This window comes from Streptomyces sp. NPDC085946 (genome assembly GCF_044540485.1).
Lineage (GTDB): Bacteria > Actinomycetota > Actinomycetes > Streptomycetales > Streptomycetaceae > Streptomyces.
Genome location: NZ_JBITSF010000008.1, coordinates 105,938 through 123,543, shown reverse-complemented (window position 1 = coordinate 123,543; position 17,606 = coordinate 105,938). Strand labels below are relative to the sequence as shown.

Here is a 17,606-nt window from a genome sequence, read left to right as displayed (position 1 = left end):
GTGGTGCGGGGTCGGGTGTCGGCGGTTACGGGCGGTCGGCGGTGTGTGGCTGGTCGGTGGTGTCCGGTGGTGCGTGGCCGTGCCCTGGCCGTTGCGGGCGGCTGACGGTGTCCGGCTGGTCGGTGGTGTCCGGTGGTGCGGGGGCGGGTGTCGGCCGTTGCGGGCGGCCGACGGTGTCCGGCCGGTCCGGGACGTCCGGTGGACGCGGGGACGCCGGCTGCGGACGGCCGGCGGCGCGCCGTCCGCGGTCCGCTCAGCACAGCGCCACCGCGTCGCCCGGCCCCTGCGGCCAGGCCGCCAGCGGGGTGAAGCCCTGGTGGCCGCACTCGCCGAACACCTTGACGGGGGCACCGCCCGAGAGGGCGACCAGCCGCCACAGGCCCGGCCGGGACCGGGCGGCCGGGGTCAGCGGCAGCGCGGCGTCCCCGTCGGCGTCGGCCAGCTGCCAGGAGTCGCCGTCCGGGGTCGGCACGACCCGGTCCAGCGTCACCGGGACGGCGTCCAGCCAGGGGTCGTCGCGCAGGGCGTCGCCGTACCGGGCGGCTGCCCGGGAGGCCGTGACGCCCGGTGGGCGTGTCGCCGTCCGGGCCGGTGGCGCGAACTGCGTGCCGAGTGCCGACCGCAGCTGCCCCGCGCCCGGGTACGCCGACACCTCCGCCTCCAGGGCCAGGCCCACCGGCAGCGCCAGCTCCGGGGCGCGGCCCGCGGCGCCGTAGGACAGCAGCAGCGCGGTGCGGTGCGAACCGGTGCCGTACAGCCAGATACGGCGGGTGGTCAGGCGGGTGTCCGCCGTGTCGTACTGGGCCAGGACCAGCCACCGGTCACGGACCGGCGGGCCGTCCGCCGAGGCCGGCAGGCCGACGCGGGAGCGGACCGTCGCGGCCAGCCCGTCCGGCAGCCCTTCACGGCGCAGCCAGCCCTGGTCCAGGAGGTGCAGCAGCGCGCACTCCTCCAGCAGCCGCACCGGCCAGCCCGGTCCGGTGGACGGGATCGCCCCCAGCTCCCGCACCCGGGCGGCCAGGCCCGGCGCCTGGGCGTCGACCATCCGGGCCGCCGTCTCCTCCCACAGCGCGTACCCCGCCTGCTCGGCCGAGGCCAGGCCGCCGCGGAGCAGGTCCGCCAGGCGCTGCTCCAGCTCCGTCACGCCCGCGGTGATCCGCTCCGCGCGGCGCTCCGCCCTGCGCCGGGCCGCCTCGGGATCGGCCGACGCGGACGCGGGGCCCGCGGTGCCCGAGTCCTGCTTCTGCCCGGCGCGCCCGCGTCTGCCCGCGATCCACCCCGCGGCCCAGTCCGGGACCTGCCCCGCGGGCACCGCCGCGTCGTCGCCCGCCCACAGCAGCAGCAGTCCGAGCGCGTGCTTGCACGGGAACTTCCGGCTGGGACACGTGCACTTGTACGCGGGCCCGGAGACGTCCGCGATGTCGACCACCGTCTGGTACGGCTTGCTGCCGCTGCCCTTGCACAGCCCCCACACCGTCCCCTCGTCGGAACACCCCGCCCCGGACCACGGCCCCGCCGCGGCGAGTTTGCTTCCCGCTTTGCGTGACGCGGTGTCAGGCGCCAGTGCCAGCACCTGGTCCGCGGTCCAGCGCACCCCCTGCTGAGTCATGTCTCCGACGGTAGGTCCCACCACTGACAATCGGTCCAGCGGAGGCGTTTGCGCAGGTCAGAGCGGATTGTCAGTGGCGTGGTGCACGGTGGACGCCAGAACCGAACCGGCCGAGCTGGAGGGGGACTCAGCCATGCCTGTGTCCGTTGAACCGACGTCCGCCGACCCGAGCCAGAACGAGTCCGCGCCCGCGAACGAGGGCGCGGGCACCCCTGCTTCCGCGGGTGCGGCCGCGCCCGCCGCCGAGGCGCTGCGGCCGCACGCCGAGGACGCCTTCGCCGGCGAACTCGCCGCACTCGCCGCCGCCGACGACCGCCCGCGCCCCGCCCGCTGGAAGCTGTCGCCCTGGGCCGTGGCGACGTACCTGCTCGGCGGCACCCTGCCGGACGGCACGGTGATCACCCCGAAGTACGTCGGCCCGCGCCGCATCGTCGAGGTCGCCGTCACCACCCTCGCCACCGACCGCGCGCTGCTCCTGCTCGGCGTGCCCGGCACCGCGAAGACCTGGGTGTCCGAGCACCTGGCCGCGGCCGTCAGCGGCGACTCCACGCTGCTGGTGCAGGGCACCGCCGGCACGCCGGAGGAGGCCATCCGCTACGGCTGGAACTACGCGCAGCTGCTCGCCCACGGCCCGAGCCGTGCCGCCCTCGTGCCCAGCCCCGTCATGCGCGCCATGGCGGAGGGCATGACGGCCCGCGTGGAGGAGCTGACCCGCATCCCGGCCGACGTGCAGGACACGCTGATCACGATCCTGTCGGAGAAGACGCTGCCGATACCGGAGCTGGGCTCGGAGGTGCAGGCGGTCCGCGGGTTCAACCTGATCGCCACGGCCAACGACCGCGACCGCGGGGTCAACGAGCTGTCCAGCGCCCTGCGCCGCCGTTTCAACACGGTGGTGCTGCCGCTGCCGGAGAGTCCCGAGGCCGAGGTCGACATCGTCTCGCGGCGCGTCGAGCAGATCGGCCGCTCCCTGGACCTGCCGGCCGTGCCCGACGGCGTCGACGAGATCCGCCGTGTCGTCACCGTCTTCCGCGAGCTGCGCGACGGCGTCACGACCGACGGCCGTACGAAGCTGAAGACGCCGAGCGGCACCCTGTCGACGGCCGAGGCGATCTCGGTCGTCACCAACGGCCTCGCGCTCGCCGCCCACTTCGGTGACGGCGTGCTCCGCGCCGGCGACGTCGCCGCGGGCATCCTCGGCGCGGTGGTCCGCGACCCGGCGGCGGACCGCGTCATCTGGCAGGAGTACCTGGAGACGGTCGTCCGCGAGCGGGACGGCTGGACGGACTTCTACCGGGCGTGCCGGGAGGTGAGCGCGTGAACACCTCCATGTGGGGCGGCAAGCGCAGGACGGCCCCGGCCTCCGGCGCGGCGGACCGGGCGGGCGTCGCGCCCCGGACCGCCCGGCGGTCGGACCAGGACGGTCAGGGGGGCCGGACCCGGCGGCGAGGGGGAGCACGTGACGGACGTTGACGGGGCCGGGGGCGACGCGTTCCGCACGGGGCCGCTGCTGCTCGGCGTACGGCACCACGGGCCGGGGTCGGCGCGGGCCGTGCGGGCCGCGCTGGAGGCGGCCCGGCCGCGGGTCCTCCTGATCGAGGGCCCGCCCGAGGCCGACGCCCTGGTCCCGCTGGCCGCCGACGCGGACATGCGGCCGCCGGTCGCCCTCCTCGCGCACGCCGTGGACGAGCCCGGCCGTTCGGCGTTCTGGCCGCTGGCCGAGTTCTCCCCGGAGTGGGTCGCCCTGCGCTGGGCCCTGGAGCACGACGTCCCGGCCCGCTTCATCGACCTGCCGGCCACGCACACGCTGGCGTGGGAGGACCGGCCGGTGGACGCGCCGCGGGCCGGGGAGGGCGGCGGCCCGGAAGCATCCGCGCCCCGGGCCGGGCAGGACGAGCCCGGGGGGACGGACGCCGAGGCGGCGGCCGGGACCGCGGGGGACGGGACGGGAGCCGGTTCCGGCACGCCGCGGGGGTGCGCGCCGGGCCACGACGTGCCCGACGCGGCGCGGGGGCGGGGGCCGTCGACCGGGCCGTGGCAGGGGCGTGCGCCGGACGCCGGCGTGCCCGGCCCGGCGGCCCCAGAGGACGCCGCTCCGGGGACCGGCGCACACGACCCGGCCGCCGGCGTCCGGATCGACCCGCTCGGCGTCCTCGCCGAGGCCGCCGGGTACGACGACCCCGAGCGGTGGTGGGAGGACGTCGTCGAGCACCGGGGCGTGGGGCGGGGCGACGCGCTCGCGCCGTTCACCGTGCTGGAGGAGGCCATGACCGCGCTGCGGGAGGCCCACGGCAGCGGCGGGCACGACCGGGACCTGGTCCGCGAGGCGTACATGCGGCTCCAGGTGCGCGCGGCGCAGCGCGAGTTCGAGGGCGCGGTCGCCGTGGTGTGCGGGGCCTGGCACGTGCCCGCGCTGCGGCGGAGGACCACCGTCGCCGCCGACCGGGCGCTGCTCAAGGGCCTGCCCAAGGTCAAGACCGACATGACCTGGGTGCCCTGGACCCACCGCCGCCTCTCCCGCGTCAGCGGATACGGGGCGGGCATCGACTCGCCGGGCTGGTACGGGCATCTGTTCGGCGCCCCGGACCGGCCGGTCGAGCGGTGGATGACCAAGGTGGCGGGCCTGCTGCGCGCCGAGGACCGGATCGTGTCCTCCGCGCACGTCATCGAGGCGGTCCGGCTGGCGGAGACGCTCGCCGCGCTGCGCGGCCGTCCGCTGCCCGGCCTGGGCGAGACGACCGACGCCGTGCGGGCGGTGATGTGCGAGGGCTCGGACGTGCCCCTGGCGCTGGTCCACGACCGGCTGGTCGTCGGGGACGTGCTCGGCGAGGTGCCGTCGGCGGCCCCGGCGGTGCCGTTGCAGCGGGACCTGGCCCGGGTGCAGCGCCGGCTGCGCCTCAAGCCGGAGGCGCAGGAGCGCGAGCTGGAGCTCGACCTGCGCAAGGAGACCGACGCCGGGCGCAGCAGGCTGCTGCACCGGCTGCGGCTGCTGGGCGTCGCGTGGGGCGAGCCGGCGGCCTCGCGCGGCAGCACGGGGACGTTCCGGGAGACCTGGCGGCTGCGCTGGGAGCCGGAGCTGTCGGTCCGGGTGGCGGAGGCCGGCGTGTGGGGGACGACCGTGCTCGGCGCCGCCACCGCCAGGGCCGAGGCGGACGCCGTCGCCGCACCCGGCCTCGCCGAGGTCACCGCCCTCGCCGAGCGCTGCCTGCTGGCCGGACTGCCGGACGCCCTGCCCACGGTGATGCGGGTCCTCGCCGACCGCGCCGCCCTGGACACGGACGTCGGCCACCTCGCCCGGGCGCTGCCCGCCCTGGTGCGTTCCCTGCGCTACGGCGACGTGCGCGGCACCGACACCGGGGCGCTGGCGGAGGTCGCCGCGGGCCTGGCCGAGCGGGTCTTCGTCGGCCTGCCCCCGGCCTGTGCCGCGCTGGACGCCGACGCGGCCGAGGAGATGCGGCGCCACGTGGACGCGGTGCACGCGGCGGTGGGCCTCCTCGGGGACGCGCCCGCACCGGCCCACGGCGACCTGCGGGAACGCTGGCGGTCGGTGCTGCGGGTGCTGTCCGCGCGGGACACCGTGTCCGGTGTCATCCGGGGGCGCGCCGTGCGGCTCCTGCTGGACGACGGGGAGCTGGCACCGGACGAGGCGGCGCGGCTCATGGGACTCGTGCTGTCACCGGGCACACCGCCGGCCGACGCGGCCGCGTGGATCGAGGGCTTCGTCGGCGGCGGCTCCGGCGGCGGCATGCTGCTCGTCCACGACGAACGGCTGCTCGGGCTCGTCGACGCCTGGCTGACCGGCGTCCCGGCCGACGCCTTCACGGACGTCCTGCCGCTGCTGCGCCGCACCTTCTCGGCGTACGAGCCGGGGGTGCGCCGCACGCTCGGCGAACTGGTCCGGCGCGGACCCGGGAGCAGGGGCGGCGCGGCGGCCGGCTCCGGCACACCCGGTTTCGGGCCCGGCCTGGACACCGGGCGGGCCGACGCGGTCGTGCCGGTGGTGCGGCTGCTGCTGGGCCTGGACGACACGGGCAGGAACACCGACGACGACCTCGCGGGGGTGGCGGGATGACGAACGACCGGACGAGCGGACGCGGCAACGGGACCGGGGCGGTGCACGCCGCGCGGAGCGGACCGGGACCGCGCGCGGACGCCGGACCGACGACGACCGTGCCGGTGATCCCGCTCTGGGACCGGCCCCGGACGGGGGTGCGCGGATGACGGGCGGCCCGACGGACCCGGCGCGGGAGCGGCTGCGGCGCTGGCGGCTCGTGCTCGGCGGCGACGCGGCCGACGGCACCGGGTGCGCGCTGTCCGGGACGGACGCGGCGATGGACGGAGCGCTGAGCGCGCTCTACGGCAAGGGGGACAAGCCGCAGGCGGGCCGGGACCGGTCCGCCGGACTCGGGGCGTCGGCGCCGTCGGTGGCGCGCTGGCTCGGGGACATCCGGACGTACTTCCCCTCCTCCGTCGTACAGGTCATGCAGCGCGACGCCATCGACCGGCTCGGCCTGGCCACGCTCCTGCTGGAGCCCGAGATGCTGGAGGCGGTGGAGGCCGACGTGCACCTCGTCGGCACGCTGCTGTCACTGAACAAGGCGATGCCGGAGACCACGAAGGAGACGGCCCGGGCCGTCGTGCGCAAGGTCGTCGAGGACCTGGAGAAGCGGCTCGCCACCCGCACCCGGGCCACCCTCACCGGCGCCCTCGACCGCAGCGCCCGCGTCAGCCGGCCGCGCCACCACGACATCGACTGGAACCGCACGATCGCGGCCAACCTCAAGCACTACCTCCCCGAGTACGGGACCGTCGTGCCCGAGCGGCTCGTCGGGTACGGGCGGGCGTCCCGGTCCGTGCAGAAGGAGGTCGTGCTCTGCATCGACCAGTCCGGTTCGATGGCGGCGTCCGTCGTGTACGCCTCGGTGTTCGGGGCGGTGCTCGCGTCCATGCGGTCGATCAGCACGCGGCTCGTCGTCTTCGACACGGCGGTCGTGGACCTCACCGACCAGCTCGACGACCCGGTCGACGTGCTCTTCGGCACGCAGCTGGGCGGCGGCACGGACATCAACCGGGCGCTGGCGTACTGCCAGTCGCAGATCATCCGGCCCGCCGAGACGGTGGTCGTGCTGATCAGCGACCTCTACGAAGGAGGCATCCGCGACGAGATGCTCAAGCGGGTGGCGGCGATGAAGGCGTCGGGGGTGCAGTTCGTGACGCTGCTCGCGCTGTCGGACGAGGGGGCGCCCGCGTACGACCGGGAGCACGCGGCGGCACTCGCGGCGCTGGGCGCGCCGGCGTTCGCCTGCACCCCCGACCTGTTCCCGGAGGTGATGGCGGCGGCGATCGAGAAGCGGCCGCTTCCGATACCGGACACGGCGTGACCGTGCGAAAACGGTGACGCGGCGGCTGACACCAGCAAAAAGGACATGTGTACCCATCGGTAACAGAGGGCTTGCGCGATCTCGGACCTCCCGGCGAGGATCGACGCTCGTTCATCGGTCCCAACGCGTCAAGTCCCGCCGCACGGGAGGAACCGTCCCCTCTTGACCTGGTCAGCCGCCCTGCCCGGTGCCGCTCTGCGCATGCTGCGCACGGCGGCCGGGCGGCGTGCGCTGCACCTGGCGCTGCTGGTCGGCGGGGTCCTCGCGCTCGGGGTCCTCTCCGGGGAGCGGGCGCAGGCGGCGGAAGGCGCTCCGGTCGTGTCCGGGGCGCCCGCGGACCGGGCCCCGGCGGTGTCCCTGTCCGCCCGGGACACGGTCACGGAGACGGCCGCCACCCTGCATCAGGCCATGCGGTCCACGCAGGCCGTGCAGCCCACGCAGGCCGTCCAGTCCACGCAGGTCGTCCAGTCCGCACAGGCCGTGCAGTCCGCACAGGCCGTGCAGACCTGGCGGTCCGCGCAGTCCGGGCAGTCCGGGCAGCCTGCGCAGGCCACCCGGTCCGTGTGGTCGGCGCAGTCCGCTCAGCCCGCTCGGCCCGCTCGCGCCACTCAGCCCGCTCACCCCGCCCGGCCCGCTCACCCCGCCGTACCCGGCGTTGCGGCTTCCGTCGCGGGGACCGGCGAGTCGGCGGAGCCGTTCGCGCCCGAGGCCGGTGCGGCCGTCGGGGATCGTGCCGGCGACCGTGTCGTGCGGCCGGTGGGCGATCTCGTGGGCGTGGTCGTCGACGGGCTCGGCCGGGTGCGGGAGCACGTGCCGCCGCTGGACGCGCTGCCTGCGCTGCCCGCCCTGCCGTCGCCCGACCCGCTGCCGGGCCGGCCCGGTCTGCCGGAAGTACCAGGCCTGCCCGGCCTGCCCGGTGATCCGGTGGATCCCGGTCTGCCCGGTGCCCCGGGACTCCCCGGGACCCCCGGTGTTCCGGACCTCCCGGCGCTGCCCGCCGTGCCGGGACACACGCTGCCCGCGCCCGTCGCCGAGGCCCCGCAGGGCCCGGCGGCCGTACCGCCGGCCGGTTCCTCCGCCTCCGGCGGGCGGGGCGGTGACGCGGTGGACGGCGTGCACGGGCCGAGGTTCACCGGCGCCGGGACGATCGGCGCGCCGCACGGAGAGGGGCGCCTGATCGCCCCTGCCGAGCAGGCCCCCGCCGACCCGGTGCCCGCGCCCGCGGGCGGCCCGGACGGCGTCCTGGGTCACGGTTCGGCGGCCGACAGCGGCGGCTTCCGGCAGGGCGACCCGCACGCCGTCGCCCTGGACCACCGGGCGCCCCTGTCGCTCGTGCCCGGCGCCCTCGCCCGCACCGACGCGGCCGAGACCCGGGACCGCCACCGGGACGTTCCCGTATCCCCCGCCTGAGGCAGGCCCTTCCCGCGCCGTAGACCTGCCGCGCGGGGGCGGAACAGGTCTGCCCGCCCGTCCGGACACCCCGCGTCTCCGGACGGAAGCAGCCGGGGCGGTATCCGCAGCGACACCGCATGCGCAGCGACACCGCATCCGTACCGGCACCACATCCGTTTCGGCACCGCGTCCGCGTCCGCGTCCGCGTCCGCGTCCGTACCCGGGTCCGTCCGCGTCCCACCGCACCGCCTCCCCGTCCGCCGCGACGCGGACCACGGCGGCACGGCGGACCACGACGGCGCCTCCCGGACGACGACGGACACCCCGGACACCACGGACCGCGCACCACGACGGACAGGCACCGGCCCCGGCTCGGAATTGTCCCCAAGCCCTCCTCGAGTACCGGGCCTCCCACGAGCTCCGGACCTCCCGAGATCCAAGGATCCGACGCACGCATGAACAAGAACATCCGCCGCTCCATCGTCATAGCCGCCGGTGTCACGGGCGCCTGGGCGCTCGGCTCCACGGTGGCGAGCGCCGACGAGCTGCCCGCCGTCGCCCTCACCGCACCGGACACCGCCGCCGACGCCGACGGCGTCCTCGGCACGGTCACCGACACGGCCGACGGGGTCGTCTCCGAGGTGCGGGACACCGTCGCCGGTGCGACCGGCGGCGCGACCGACACGGTCGAGGACACCGCGGACCGCGCGGCCGACGAGGTCACCGGCCGGCTCACCGACCCGGCCGCGGCCGCGTCCGAGGTGGCGGGCGCTCCCGCCGACGCCGCCGAGCAGGCCCGCCGGTACGTCGAGGCCGACGTCGCCGTCCCGAAGGTCCGGGGCGCGCAGGCCGTCCAGGGCGCCCAGGCCGCCCGCGCCGTGCAGGCCGGAGCCGGGACCGTCGCCGACCGGGCGGCCGCCACGGCGTCGGCCACGGTCTCCGACGCGGTCGACACGGTCGGCGCGGCCGACGCCCCCACCCCCCGGGATGCCATCGACTACCTCTTCGGCCCCCTCTCCGCCTTCGCCCCCGAACTGGAGCAGGCACTCGCCGCCGCCCGGACCCGGCTGCAGACCGGCCAGTCCGCCGCCCGCACCAAGGCGCAGGGCGTCGACGGCGCCGTCCGGACGAAGGCGGCACAGACGGTCGCGGGCGCGGGCCGTACCGCGTCCGCCGCGGACGGCGCCGCGCGCAGCGCCCTGACCGGCGCCGAGGGCCGCGCCACCGCCGCCGGGGCCACCGCGCGGGGCGAGGCGCACGAGGCGACGGCGGCCGCCGAGGCCTCCGTCTCCGCCGTGCCGGGCCACGTCACCGGCACGGCCGGCGGGGTCGGGCAGCGGGTCGTCGGCACGGTGGCCACCGTCCCGGGCACCGTCACGCCGGTCGTGCGGGAGACCGCGGAGGCCGTCCTCCCGCCGGTGGCGGACCGGGCCGTCGAGGGCCTCCTGCCGGTCGCGGACACCGCCGTGCGCGGCGTGGTGCCGGTCGCCGAGGACGCCGTGGCCGGGGCCGTGCCCGTCGTCGGGCAGGCGGTGCAGGGTGTGCGGCCGGTGGTGGGCGGTGCGGTGACCGGGGTCGTGCGGACCGCCGGTGACGCCGTCGACGCCGCGGCCGCGCTGGCGTACGGCGTGGCCGCCGACGGCCGGTACGTGGTCACCGGGACGGCGTACGGCGTCCAGCCGGTGGCCGGCCGGGCCGCCGGGGGAGTCCACCGCGTCGCCGGCGGTGCCGTGTCCGACGCGCGGCCGGTCGTCGACGGCGTCGTCGCCGACGTCCCGCCGTACGCCACCGGCCTGGCCGGCCAGATCGCCGACGACACCGCGGACGCCGTGCTGCCGCCGGTCGCGAACACCGCCGTGCACGGCGTGGTCCCCGTCGCCGGGCAGGCCGTCGCGGACGCGGGCGCACTGGCGTACGGCGTCGTCGGCGACGTCCGGTCCTTCGCCGGCGGTGTCGTCGGCGACGTGCCGCCGCTCGCGCACGGCGTGGCCGGGCAGGCCGGTCCGTTCGCGGAGGGGATCGCGGGCGAGGTGCCGGCGTTCGCGCACGGGGTCGCCCGGGCCGCCCGGCCCGTGGTGGACCTCGTCCAGCCGGTCGCGGCGGGCGTCGGCGGCAGTGCCACGGCGCTCGCGTACGGCGCCGCGGGGCACGCCGCGCCCTTCGCGGGCGGGGTGGCGGGCGAGGCCGGCCCGTTCGTCCACGGGGCCGCCGGGCAGGCCGCGCCCTTCGCGCGGGACCTGGCCGGAACGGTCCGGGACGCCGCCGGCCCGCTCGCCGGGAACGCCGTCTCCGGCGCCGAGGGCGTCGCCGACTCGGTCACCCCGGACTACGCGCAGGACCTGCGGCCGACGCAGTACGGCACCGCGTACGGCATCTGACCGCCCGGCCGGCCACACCGGGTGACGGTCCACCGGCGGACCCGGACCGTCACCACGGGCACCGGCACCGGCACCGGTACCGGCCCACGACCGGGCCGCCCCGCAGCACCCCCGCCACACCCCCGGCACGGGCCCCGGCACGGCCCCGCCGGCACCAGCCCCGCGAGGGTTTCACCCGGACGGCCGAAACCCGTCGGCCCGTCCGGGAGGTCCGGGTCGGCCGGACGACGAGACCCCGCGGCCCCGGCCCGGGCGGTCCTCATCGGGGTGAGGACCGCCCGGCCGCACCCCGCAGACGGGCCCTTCGCGGCCCACGGGGTGTTCCACGGGCCTCACCGGGTCGACCCCAGCCCGGTGAGGCCCCTCACCCTCGGCACGCGGTGCCAGGGAGGGCGGCATCATGTGACAGGTATCACCGCTCACGTGTGACCCCTGATTTAGAGACCCTCCGCCAGCGGCGATAACCTGCGAGACGGACATGCCGCGCGCTCGGACACCGTGTGCGCCTCCCTTGTGACACATGCGGTCGTCACGTTGCCCTTCGCGGCACGCCCACGCATCCAACGAACCGCTAGATCACTGATAGGGACGGAAGCGCGTGGACCTGTTCGAGTACCAGGCGAGGGACCTCTTCGCCAAGCACGGTGTACCGGTGCTGGCCGGTGAAGTCATCGACACGCCTGAGGCGGCGCGCGAGATCACCGAGCGGCTGGGCGGCAAGTCGGTCGTCAAGGCCCAGGTGAAGGTCGGTGGTCGCGGCAAGGCCGGCGGCGTCAAGCTGGCCGGCACCCCGGACGAGGCCGTCGCCCGCGCGACGGACATCCTCGGCATGGACATCAAGGGCCACACGGTCCACAAGGTGATGATCGCCGAGACGGCTCCGGAGATCCTCGAGGAGTACTACGTCTCCTTCCTCCTCGACCGTGCCAACCGCACCTTCCTCTCCATCGCCTCCGTCGAGGGCGGCATGGACATCGAGGAGGTGGCGGCCACCCGTCCGGAGGCCGTCGCGAAGGTCGCGATCGACGCCATCGACGGCGTGGACCAGGCCAAGGCCCAGGAGATCGTGGCCGCCGCCAAGTTCCCGGCCGAGGTCGCCGACAAGGTCGCGGACGTGCTGGTCAAGCTGTGGGACGTCTTCATCAAGGAGGACGCCCTCCTGGTCGAGGTGAACCCGCTGGCCAAGGTCGCCTCCGGCGAGGTCATCGCCCTCGACGGCAAGGTGTCGCTCGACGACAACGCCGAGTTCCGTCACCCCGACTTCGAGGAGCTCCACGACAAGGCCGCGGCCAACCCGCTCGAGGCCGCCGCCAAGGAGAAGAACCTCAACTACGTCAAGCTCGACGGCGAGGTCGGCATCATCGGCAACGGCGCCGGTCTGGTCATGTCGACCCTGGACGTCGTCGCGTACGCCGGTGAGAAGCACGGCAACGTCAAGCCGGCCAACTTCCTGGACATCGGCGGTGGCGCCTCCGCCCAGGTCATGGCCAACGGTCTGGAGATCATCCTCGGCGACCCGGACGTCAAGTCCGTCTTCGTCAACGTGTTCGGTGGCATCACCGCCTGTGACGAGGTCGCCAACGGCATCGTCCAGGCCCTGAAGCTCCTCGAGGACCGCGGCGAGGAAGTCACCAAGCCGCTGGTCGTCCGCCTCGACGGCAACAACGCCGAGCTGGGCCGCCAGATCCTCACCGACGCCGACCACCCGCTGGTCCAGCGCGTCGACACCATGGACGGCGCGGCCGACAAGGCCGCCGAGCTGGCCCACGCCGCCAAGTAAGCACTCAGGACGAGGACACCAAACACCATGGCTATCTGGCTCAACAAGGACAGCAAGGTCATCGTCCAGGGCATGACCGGCGCCACCGGCATGAAGCACACCAAGCTCATGCTCGGCGACGGCACCAACGTCGTGGGCGGCGTGAACCCGCGCAAGGCGGGTCAGTCCGTGGACTTCGACGGCACCGAGGTACCGGTCTTCGGCACCGTCAAGGAGGCCATCGAGAAGACCGGCGCCAACGTCTCCGTCATCTTCGTGCCGGAGAAGTTCACCAAGGACGCGGTCGTCGAGGCCATCGACGCCGAGATCCCGCTGGCCGTCGTGATCACCGAGGGCATTGCCGTGCACGACTCGGCGTCGTTCTGGGCGTACGCGGGCAAGAAGGGCAACAAGACCCGGATCATCGGCCCGAACTGCCCCGGCATCATCACGCCGGGCCAGTCCAACGTCGGCATCATCCCGGGCGACATCACCAAGCCGGGCCGCATCGGCCTGGTCTCGAAGTCCGGCACGCTGACGTACCAGATGATGTACGAGCTGCGTGACATCGGCTTCTCGACCGCCGTCGGCATCGGTGGCGACCCGATCATCGGCACCACGCACATCGACGCGCTCGCCGCGTTCGAGGCCGACCCCGAGACCGACCTGATCGTCATGATCGGCGAGATCGGCGGCGACGCCGAGGAGCGGGCCGCGGACTTCATCAAGGAGAACGTGACCAAGCCGGTCGTCGGCTACGTCGCGGGCTTCACCGCGCCCGAGGGCAAGACCATGGGCCACGCCGGCGCCATCGTCTCCGGTTCCTCCGGCACCGCCCAGGCCAAGAAGGAGGCCCTGGAGGCCGCCGGCGTCAAGGTCGGCAAGACGCCGACCGAGACGGCCAAGCTCGCCCGCGAGATCCTCGCCGGCTGAGCGGCCCGACCGCGCGAACGGGCCCGTCCCCTGGTGGGGCGGGCCCGTCGTCGTGTCACCCCGGATCCGCGTCACCCCGGATCCGTGTCACCCGGGATCCGCGTCACCCCGGATCCGCGTCCGGACGCGTGTCACCCCGGGTACGGCACGAGCCGGTCCGGCCCCGACTGCCACTCCTGGCGCAGCTTGGACCGCAGCTCCCGCTCCTCCTCCGACAGCGGACCCGGTGCCACCGGCGGCGGCACCCCCTGCACCGTCTCCCCGGGCGGCACGGGCGGCTCGTACCGCGTCGGGGCCGTGCGCAGGGTGAGGGCCGTGGCGCCGATCAGGGCGACCGTGAAGGCGATGGCGGCCCGGGTCCAGAACCGGGCCCGGCGTTCGCCGCCCAGCCGGACCGCCTGCGGCGCGGCGGCCCGCAGCCGTTCGGCGGAGGCCAGTTCGGCGAGCCTGCGGTGCAGCACGGCCGGGTCGGCGAGGTCGGGCAGCCGGGCGGCGACCGCCCGGTGCGCGTGCAGCAGCCGGTTCGCGGCCGCCGGGGTGCTCGCCTCGGTCTCCGCCGCCGTCTCCGGCAGGTCCAGGCCGACGCCGTCGTACAGCACGAGCGCGCGGCGGTGGTGCCGGGGCAGTCCCAGCAGGGCGTCCAGCAGGGCGCGGTCGCGGGCGTCGGCGGGCGGCGGCTCGGGGCGCCGGCAGCGGGGGCGGAAGCAGTGCCAGGGCGACAGGGCGTAGTCGTACGCCGCCGCGCGCACCCAGCCCGCCGGGTCGCGGTCGCGGGCGACCTCGGGCCAGCGGTGCCAGGCCGTCTCGAAGGCCCGCTCCACCGACTCGCGCGCCAGTTCGCGGCGTCCGGTCAGCAGGTAGGTCTGCCGGACCAGGGCCGGGGCGCAGTACTCGTACAGGGAGTCGAACGCCTGAGCGGGTGTCAGAGTGGATGCGGGTCGCGAGGGCTCCTCGTCCGGTGACCGCGGCTCTCCGGCGCGTGCGGCGGCGGGGGTGTCGTCGGTCGCGGGCGCGGTGTCGGCCTGAGCCGCGGTCACCTCGGCGTCCCGCGGCGGCTCCTGGCCGTCCCGCTCCGCGAGCGAGGCCAGCAGCTTCGCGTACGCCACCCGGCTCCGGCCCTGCGGCGTGGCGCGGCCGGTCTCCCACGCCCGCACCTTCTCGCGCGACACCCCCGTCCTCCGGGCGACCTGAGTCCGTGTCAGCGAAGCGGCCTCGCGCAGGCGCCGGCGTTCCTCCGGCGGGGGAAGCGGATGTGCGGCAGCCTCCGTCGTGGAGCGCCCCTCCGTCTGCATCACCGTGCGCCCCTCCGTGCGAAAAAGTACATAAACGTATATTGAGCGACACAGCGGGCCTTCGCCTGTTACGACGGAAAAGCGCGTGTCGTTGGCAGCATGGCGGGCGTGATGCAGATGACCGTTGCCCGACCGTCGCTGTCGCCGCTGCTCACCCGGCTGCGGGACCGCTCGCCCGGGCTGGCCGCCGGGCTGCTGGGCGGGGTGGTGGCCGCGGGGCTGGGCCTCGCCGTGTTCGCCATGCTGGTGATCGTGCTGTGGATCAGCACGCCGTACCCCGACAGCGGGCCGGGCGGCGCGCTGCACGTGGCGGCGGCGCTGTGGCTGCTCGCGCACGGCGCCGAACTGGTCCGCGCCGACACCCTCTCCGGTGTGCCCGCGCCGGTGGGCGTCCGGCCGCTGCTGCTGCTCGTGATCCCGGCGTGGCTGGTGCACCGCGCGGCCCGGGACGTCACGGAGGGCCGCATGCCCGAGGGGGGCGCCGGGACGGGGTGGCACGGGGTCCCGCCCGTCTCCGGCCGGGCGGCCTGGGCGGGCGTCGTGCTCGGCTACCTCGCCGTCGGCGTGTCCGCCGCCCTGTACGCCGCGGGCGGCGCGCTGCGCCCGGCGTGGCTGTGGACGGCGGCGTGCCTGCCGCTGGTCGCCGCGGTCGCGGCGGCGGCCGGCGTGTGGACGGCGTACGGCCGCCCGTGCGGGCCCGTGGAACGGGCGCTGGGGCGGGTGGTGTCCAGGAGTGTGCGGCGTCTGCTCGTCGAACCGGACGCGGGCCCGGGAGCCGCCACGCGCGCCGCGTGCGCCGGTGTGGCGGTGCTCGTCGGGGGCGGGGCCGTGCTGCTGACGGTGTCGCTGGCGTGGCACGGCGGGGCGGCCCGGGACGCGTTCCTCCAGCTCACGGAGGGGTGGTCGGGGCGGTGCGCGGTGCTGCTGCTGTGCGCGGTGCTGCTGCCGAACGCGGCCGTCTGGGCGGCGGCCTACGCCCTCGGGCCCGGCTTCGTCCTCGGCACCGGGCACCTCGTGACGCCGCTCGTCTCGGCCCCGGCGCCGCTGCTGCCGCCGTTCCCGCTGCTGGCGGCCGTGCCCGGGGCGGGCGCGGGGACCCCGCTGAACTGGGCGGCGGGGGTGGTGCCCGTGCTGGCCGGAGCGGTGGTCGGGCGGCTGGTCGGGAAGGGCGCCCGGGGCGAGGCGGCCGGGTGGGAGGCCGGGGCGGGCGCCGTGTGGTCGAAGCGGCGGACCGCCGGTGCCGCCGCCCTGGCGGTGCTGCTGTGCGCGGGGATGCTGGCGGGGCTCGCGGTGCTGGCGGGCGGACCGCTCGGTGCGGGGGTGCTCGCGGGGTTCGGGCCGGTGGGGTGGCAGGTGGGGGGTGCCGCGCTGGGATGGGTCGGGGTGGTGGCCGTGCCGGTGGCGCTGTGGATGCGGGCCTGGCGGGGGCGGGCGCCCGGGGAGCGGAGGGCGGGGGTCGGCCGGCCGCGGGGGGAGGCGGGCGGCTGCGCGGGACCGGAGGCGTCCGTACCGGGGGCGGAGCCGGACCGGGCCGCCGTGCCGCACGGGCCGGAGGTGCTGTACGACCAGGACGAGGGTCCGGAGCCGCTGGACGCCGGCGCGCCGGACGAACCGGACCGGCCGCTCGACGAGGACGAGGAGCCGTACGACTTCCTGCCCGCCGAGCCGGTGCCGCGCCCGGCCGCCCCGGCGCCCCGGAAGTCCGGCGGACCGGACGCGGGGGACGGGCCGGAGGGGCCGGAAGGGGCGGACGTGCCGGACGCCGGGGCGTGAGCCGCCCGGTGCGTGCCGTCATGCCGGCTGAGGGATGCGCCCCCTCCGCCCCTGCCCGCCCCCCGGGGGAGCCGTGCCCCGGCCCGGACGGCCTCGTCCCCGAACGCGGGGCGGACCGGTGGACGGGCCGGCGGGCGGGTGTCTCAGCCGTTCGTGCCCAGCAGACCCCGCAGCTCCTTCGGCAGGAGCTCCGTGCAGGACTGTTCCGCCTCGTTGGTGAGGGCGTCCTGGGTGCAGGTGTAGTAGTCGCGGTAGACCAGCTGGGCGGTGAAGGACGCGGCGACCAGGGAGATGGCCAGGGACGCCGTGACCAGGCCGCTCACCGCCGCGGTGGTCTGGGGGCGGCCGGTCTGCTCCGGGGCCGGGCTGTCCGGGGCGGGGGTGCGGGGCTTGGCGCGCAGCGAGCTGATGCCCCAGTAGAGGGCGAGCGCGCCCAGCAGCAGGGCGGCGTACGCCCAGCTGAAGATGGCGAAGAAGAAGGCCCACATGCCGCACAGCAGGGCGTACCGCGCCCGGCGCTGGGCCGGGTCCGCGGGGTCCCAGCGCGGACCGGAGGGCTGGCCGGTGCCGCCCGGGCCGCCGCCCTCGGGGGCGCCGGGGCGCTCGCCGAAGCCGCCGGGGGAGCGGCCCGGCTGGCGGTCGCTCCACTGCCCGCCCCACGGGGAGCGGCCGCCGTCCCGCGGGGCGTCCTCGTCGCCGGACGGGCGGCGCGGCTGCCAGGGCCGGTCCGGGGTGCCCTCCGGCGGCGGCGCGAAGGGGTTGTCGTCCTGGGACCCCCGGCCCCGCCGGTCGCCGTCGCCGCCCGAGGGCGCGTCGGGCGGTGAGGCGGGGCGCTCCCGCAGCAGCACGGCGCCGCGCTCCCCTCGCGGCGCGGGCTGCTGGGGGAACGTGAGGAGTCGCAGGCTGCGGTCCGGCATCAAGTGAGCGTCTTCCCCTTGGTGAATCACGACGTGTCGACGGCGGCTGGGCCGGAGCGTCCCCGACGGCCGCCGGCCCGGTCCCGTCGTCCTGTGAACGTACGGCCCGCGGACGGCGTTCCCGGGCATGGCCGGGACGCGGTCGCCGGGTGGTGCGGAGCGTTCCCGGCCC

Annotated in this window: 11 protein-coding genes; 8 read left to right on the top strand and 3 right to left on the bottom strand. The window is 76.6% G+C overall.

Features of this window, described 5'->3' with window-relative positions; all coding sequences use genetic code 11:
• Positions 1–253 precede the first annotated feature (253 nt).
• Positions 254–1,609: an SWIM zinc finger family protein gene (locus ACIF8T_RS17980; RefSeq protein ID WP_400036066.1), complete on the bottom strand. Its 1,356-nt coding sequence runs from the start codon at positions 1,607–1,609 to the stop codon at positions 254–256.
• A 133-nt stretch (positions 1,610–1,742) separates the two neighbouring features.
• Between ACIF8T_RS17980 and ACIF8T_RS17975 the strand changes: the two genes are divergently transcribed.
• The 7 genes from ACIF8T_RS17975 (at position 1,743) to sucD (ending at position 13,452) form a co-directional block, all read left to right on the top strand.
• Positions 1,743–2,930: an AAA family ATPase gene (locus ACIF8T_RS17975; protein WP_400036064.1), complete on the top strand. Its 1,188-nt coding sequence runs from the start codon at positions 1,743–1,745 to the stop codon at positions 2,928–2,930.
• A gap of 138 nt (positions 2,931–3,068) precedes the next feature.
• Entirely contained in the window at positions 3,069–5,681 is a 2,613-nt protein-coding gene (locus tag ACIF8T_RS17970; protein WP_400036062.1) for a DUF5682 family protein, read from the top strand.
• Between the two features lie 145 nt (positions 5,682–5,826).
• Entirely contained in the window at positions 5,827–6,990 is a 1,164-nt protein-coding gene (locus ACIF8T_RS17965) for a VWA domain-containing protein (RefSeq protein ID WP_400036060.1), read from the top strand.
• Between the two features lie 162 nt (positions 6,991–7,152).
• Positions 7,153–8,400, top strand: a complete 1,248-nt coding sequence (locus ACIF8T_RS17960) for a hypothetical protein (RefSeq protein ID WP_400036058.1) — start codon at positions 7,153–7,155, stop codon at positions 8,398–8,400.
• Positions 8,401–8,837: 437 nt separating this feature from the next.
• Complete coding sequence (locus ACIF8T_RS17955) at positions 8,838–10,760, top strand: hypothetical protein (protein WP_400036056.1); 1,923 nt, start codon at positions 8,838–8,840, stop codon at positions 10,758–10,760.
• Between the two features lie 598 nt (positions 10,761–11,358).
• Positions 11,359–12,540, top strand: coding sequence for an ADP-forming succinate--CoA ligase subunit beta (gene sucC, locus ACIF8T_RS17950; RefSeq protein WP_400036054.1), 1,182 nt, complete (start codon positions 11,359–11,361; stop codon positions 12,538–12,540).
• A 27-nt stretch (positions 12,541–12,567) separates the two neighbouring features.
• Positions 12,568–13,452 carry a succinate--CoA ligase subunit alpha gene (gene sucD, locus ACIF8T_RS17945; RefSeq protein ID WP_400036052.1) on the top strand — a complete coding sequence of 295 codons (885 nt, stop codon included), beginning with the start codon at positions 12,568–12,570 and terminating at the stop codon, positions 13,450–13,452.
• Positions 13,453–13,583: 131 nt separating this feature from the next.
• On the opposite strand, the gene ACIF8T_RS17940 is transcribed toward sucD, so the two are convergent.
• The gene (locus ACIF8T_RS17940; RefSeq protein ID WP_400036418.1) at positions 13,584–14,744 is read right to left on the bottom strand and encodes a helix-turn-helix domain-containing protein; all 1,161 of its coding nucleotides are present in this window, start codon (positions 14,742–14,744) and stop codon (positions 13,584–13,586) included.
• 99 nt (positions 14,745–14,843) lie between these two features.
• On the opposite strand from ACIF8T_RS17940, the gene ACIF8T_RS17935 reads away from it, so the two are divergent.
• Positions 14,844–16,517, top strand: a complete 1,674-nt coding sequence (locus tag ACIF8T_RS17935; protein WP_400036050.1) for a DUF6350 family protein — start codon at positions 14,844–14,846, stop codon at positions 16,515–16,517.
• A gap of 143 nt (positions 16,518–16,660) precedes the next feature.
• Here ACIF8T_RS17935 and ACIF8T_RS17930 read toward each other — a convergent pair whose 3' ends face one another.
• Positions 16,661–17,434, bottom strand: coding sequence for a hypothetical protein (locus ACIF8T_RS17930; RefSeq protein ID WP_400036048.1), 774 nt, complete (start codon positions 17,432–17,434; stop codon positions 16,661–16,663).
• Positions 17,435–17,606 lie beyond the last annotated feature (172 nt).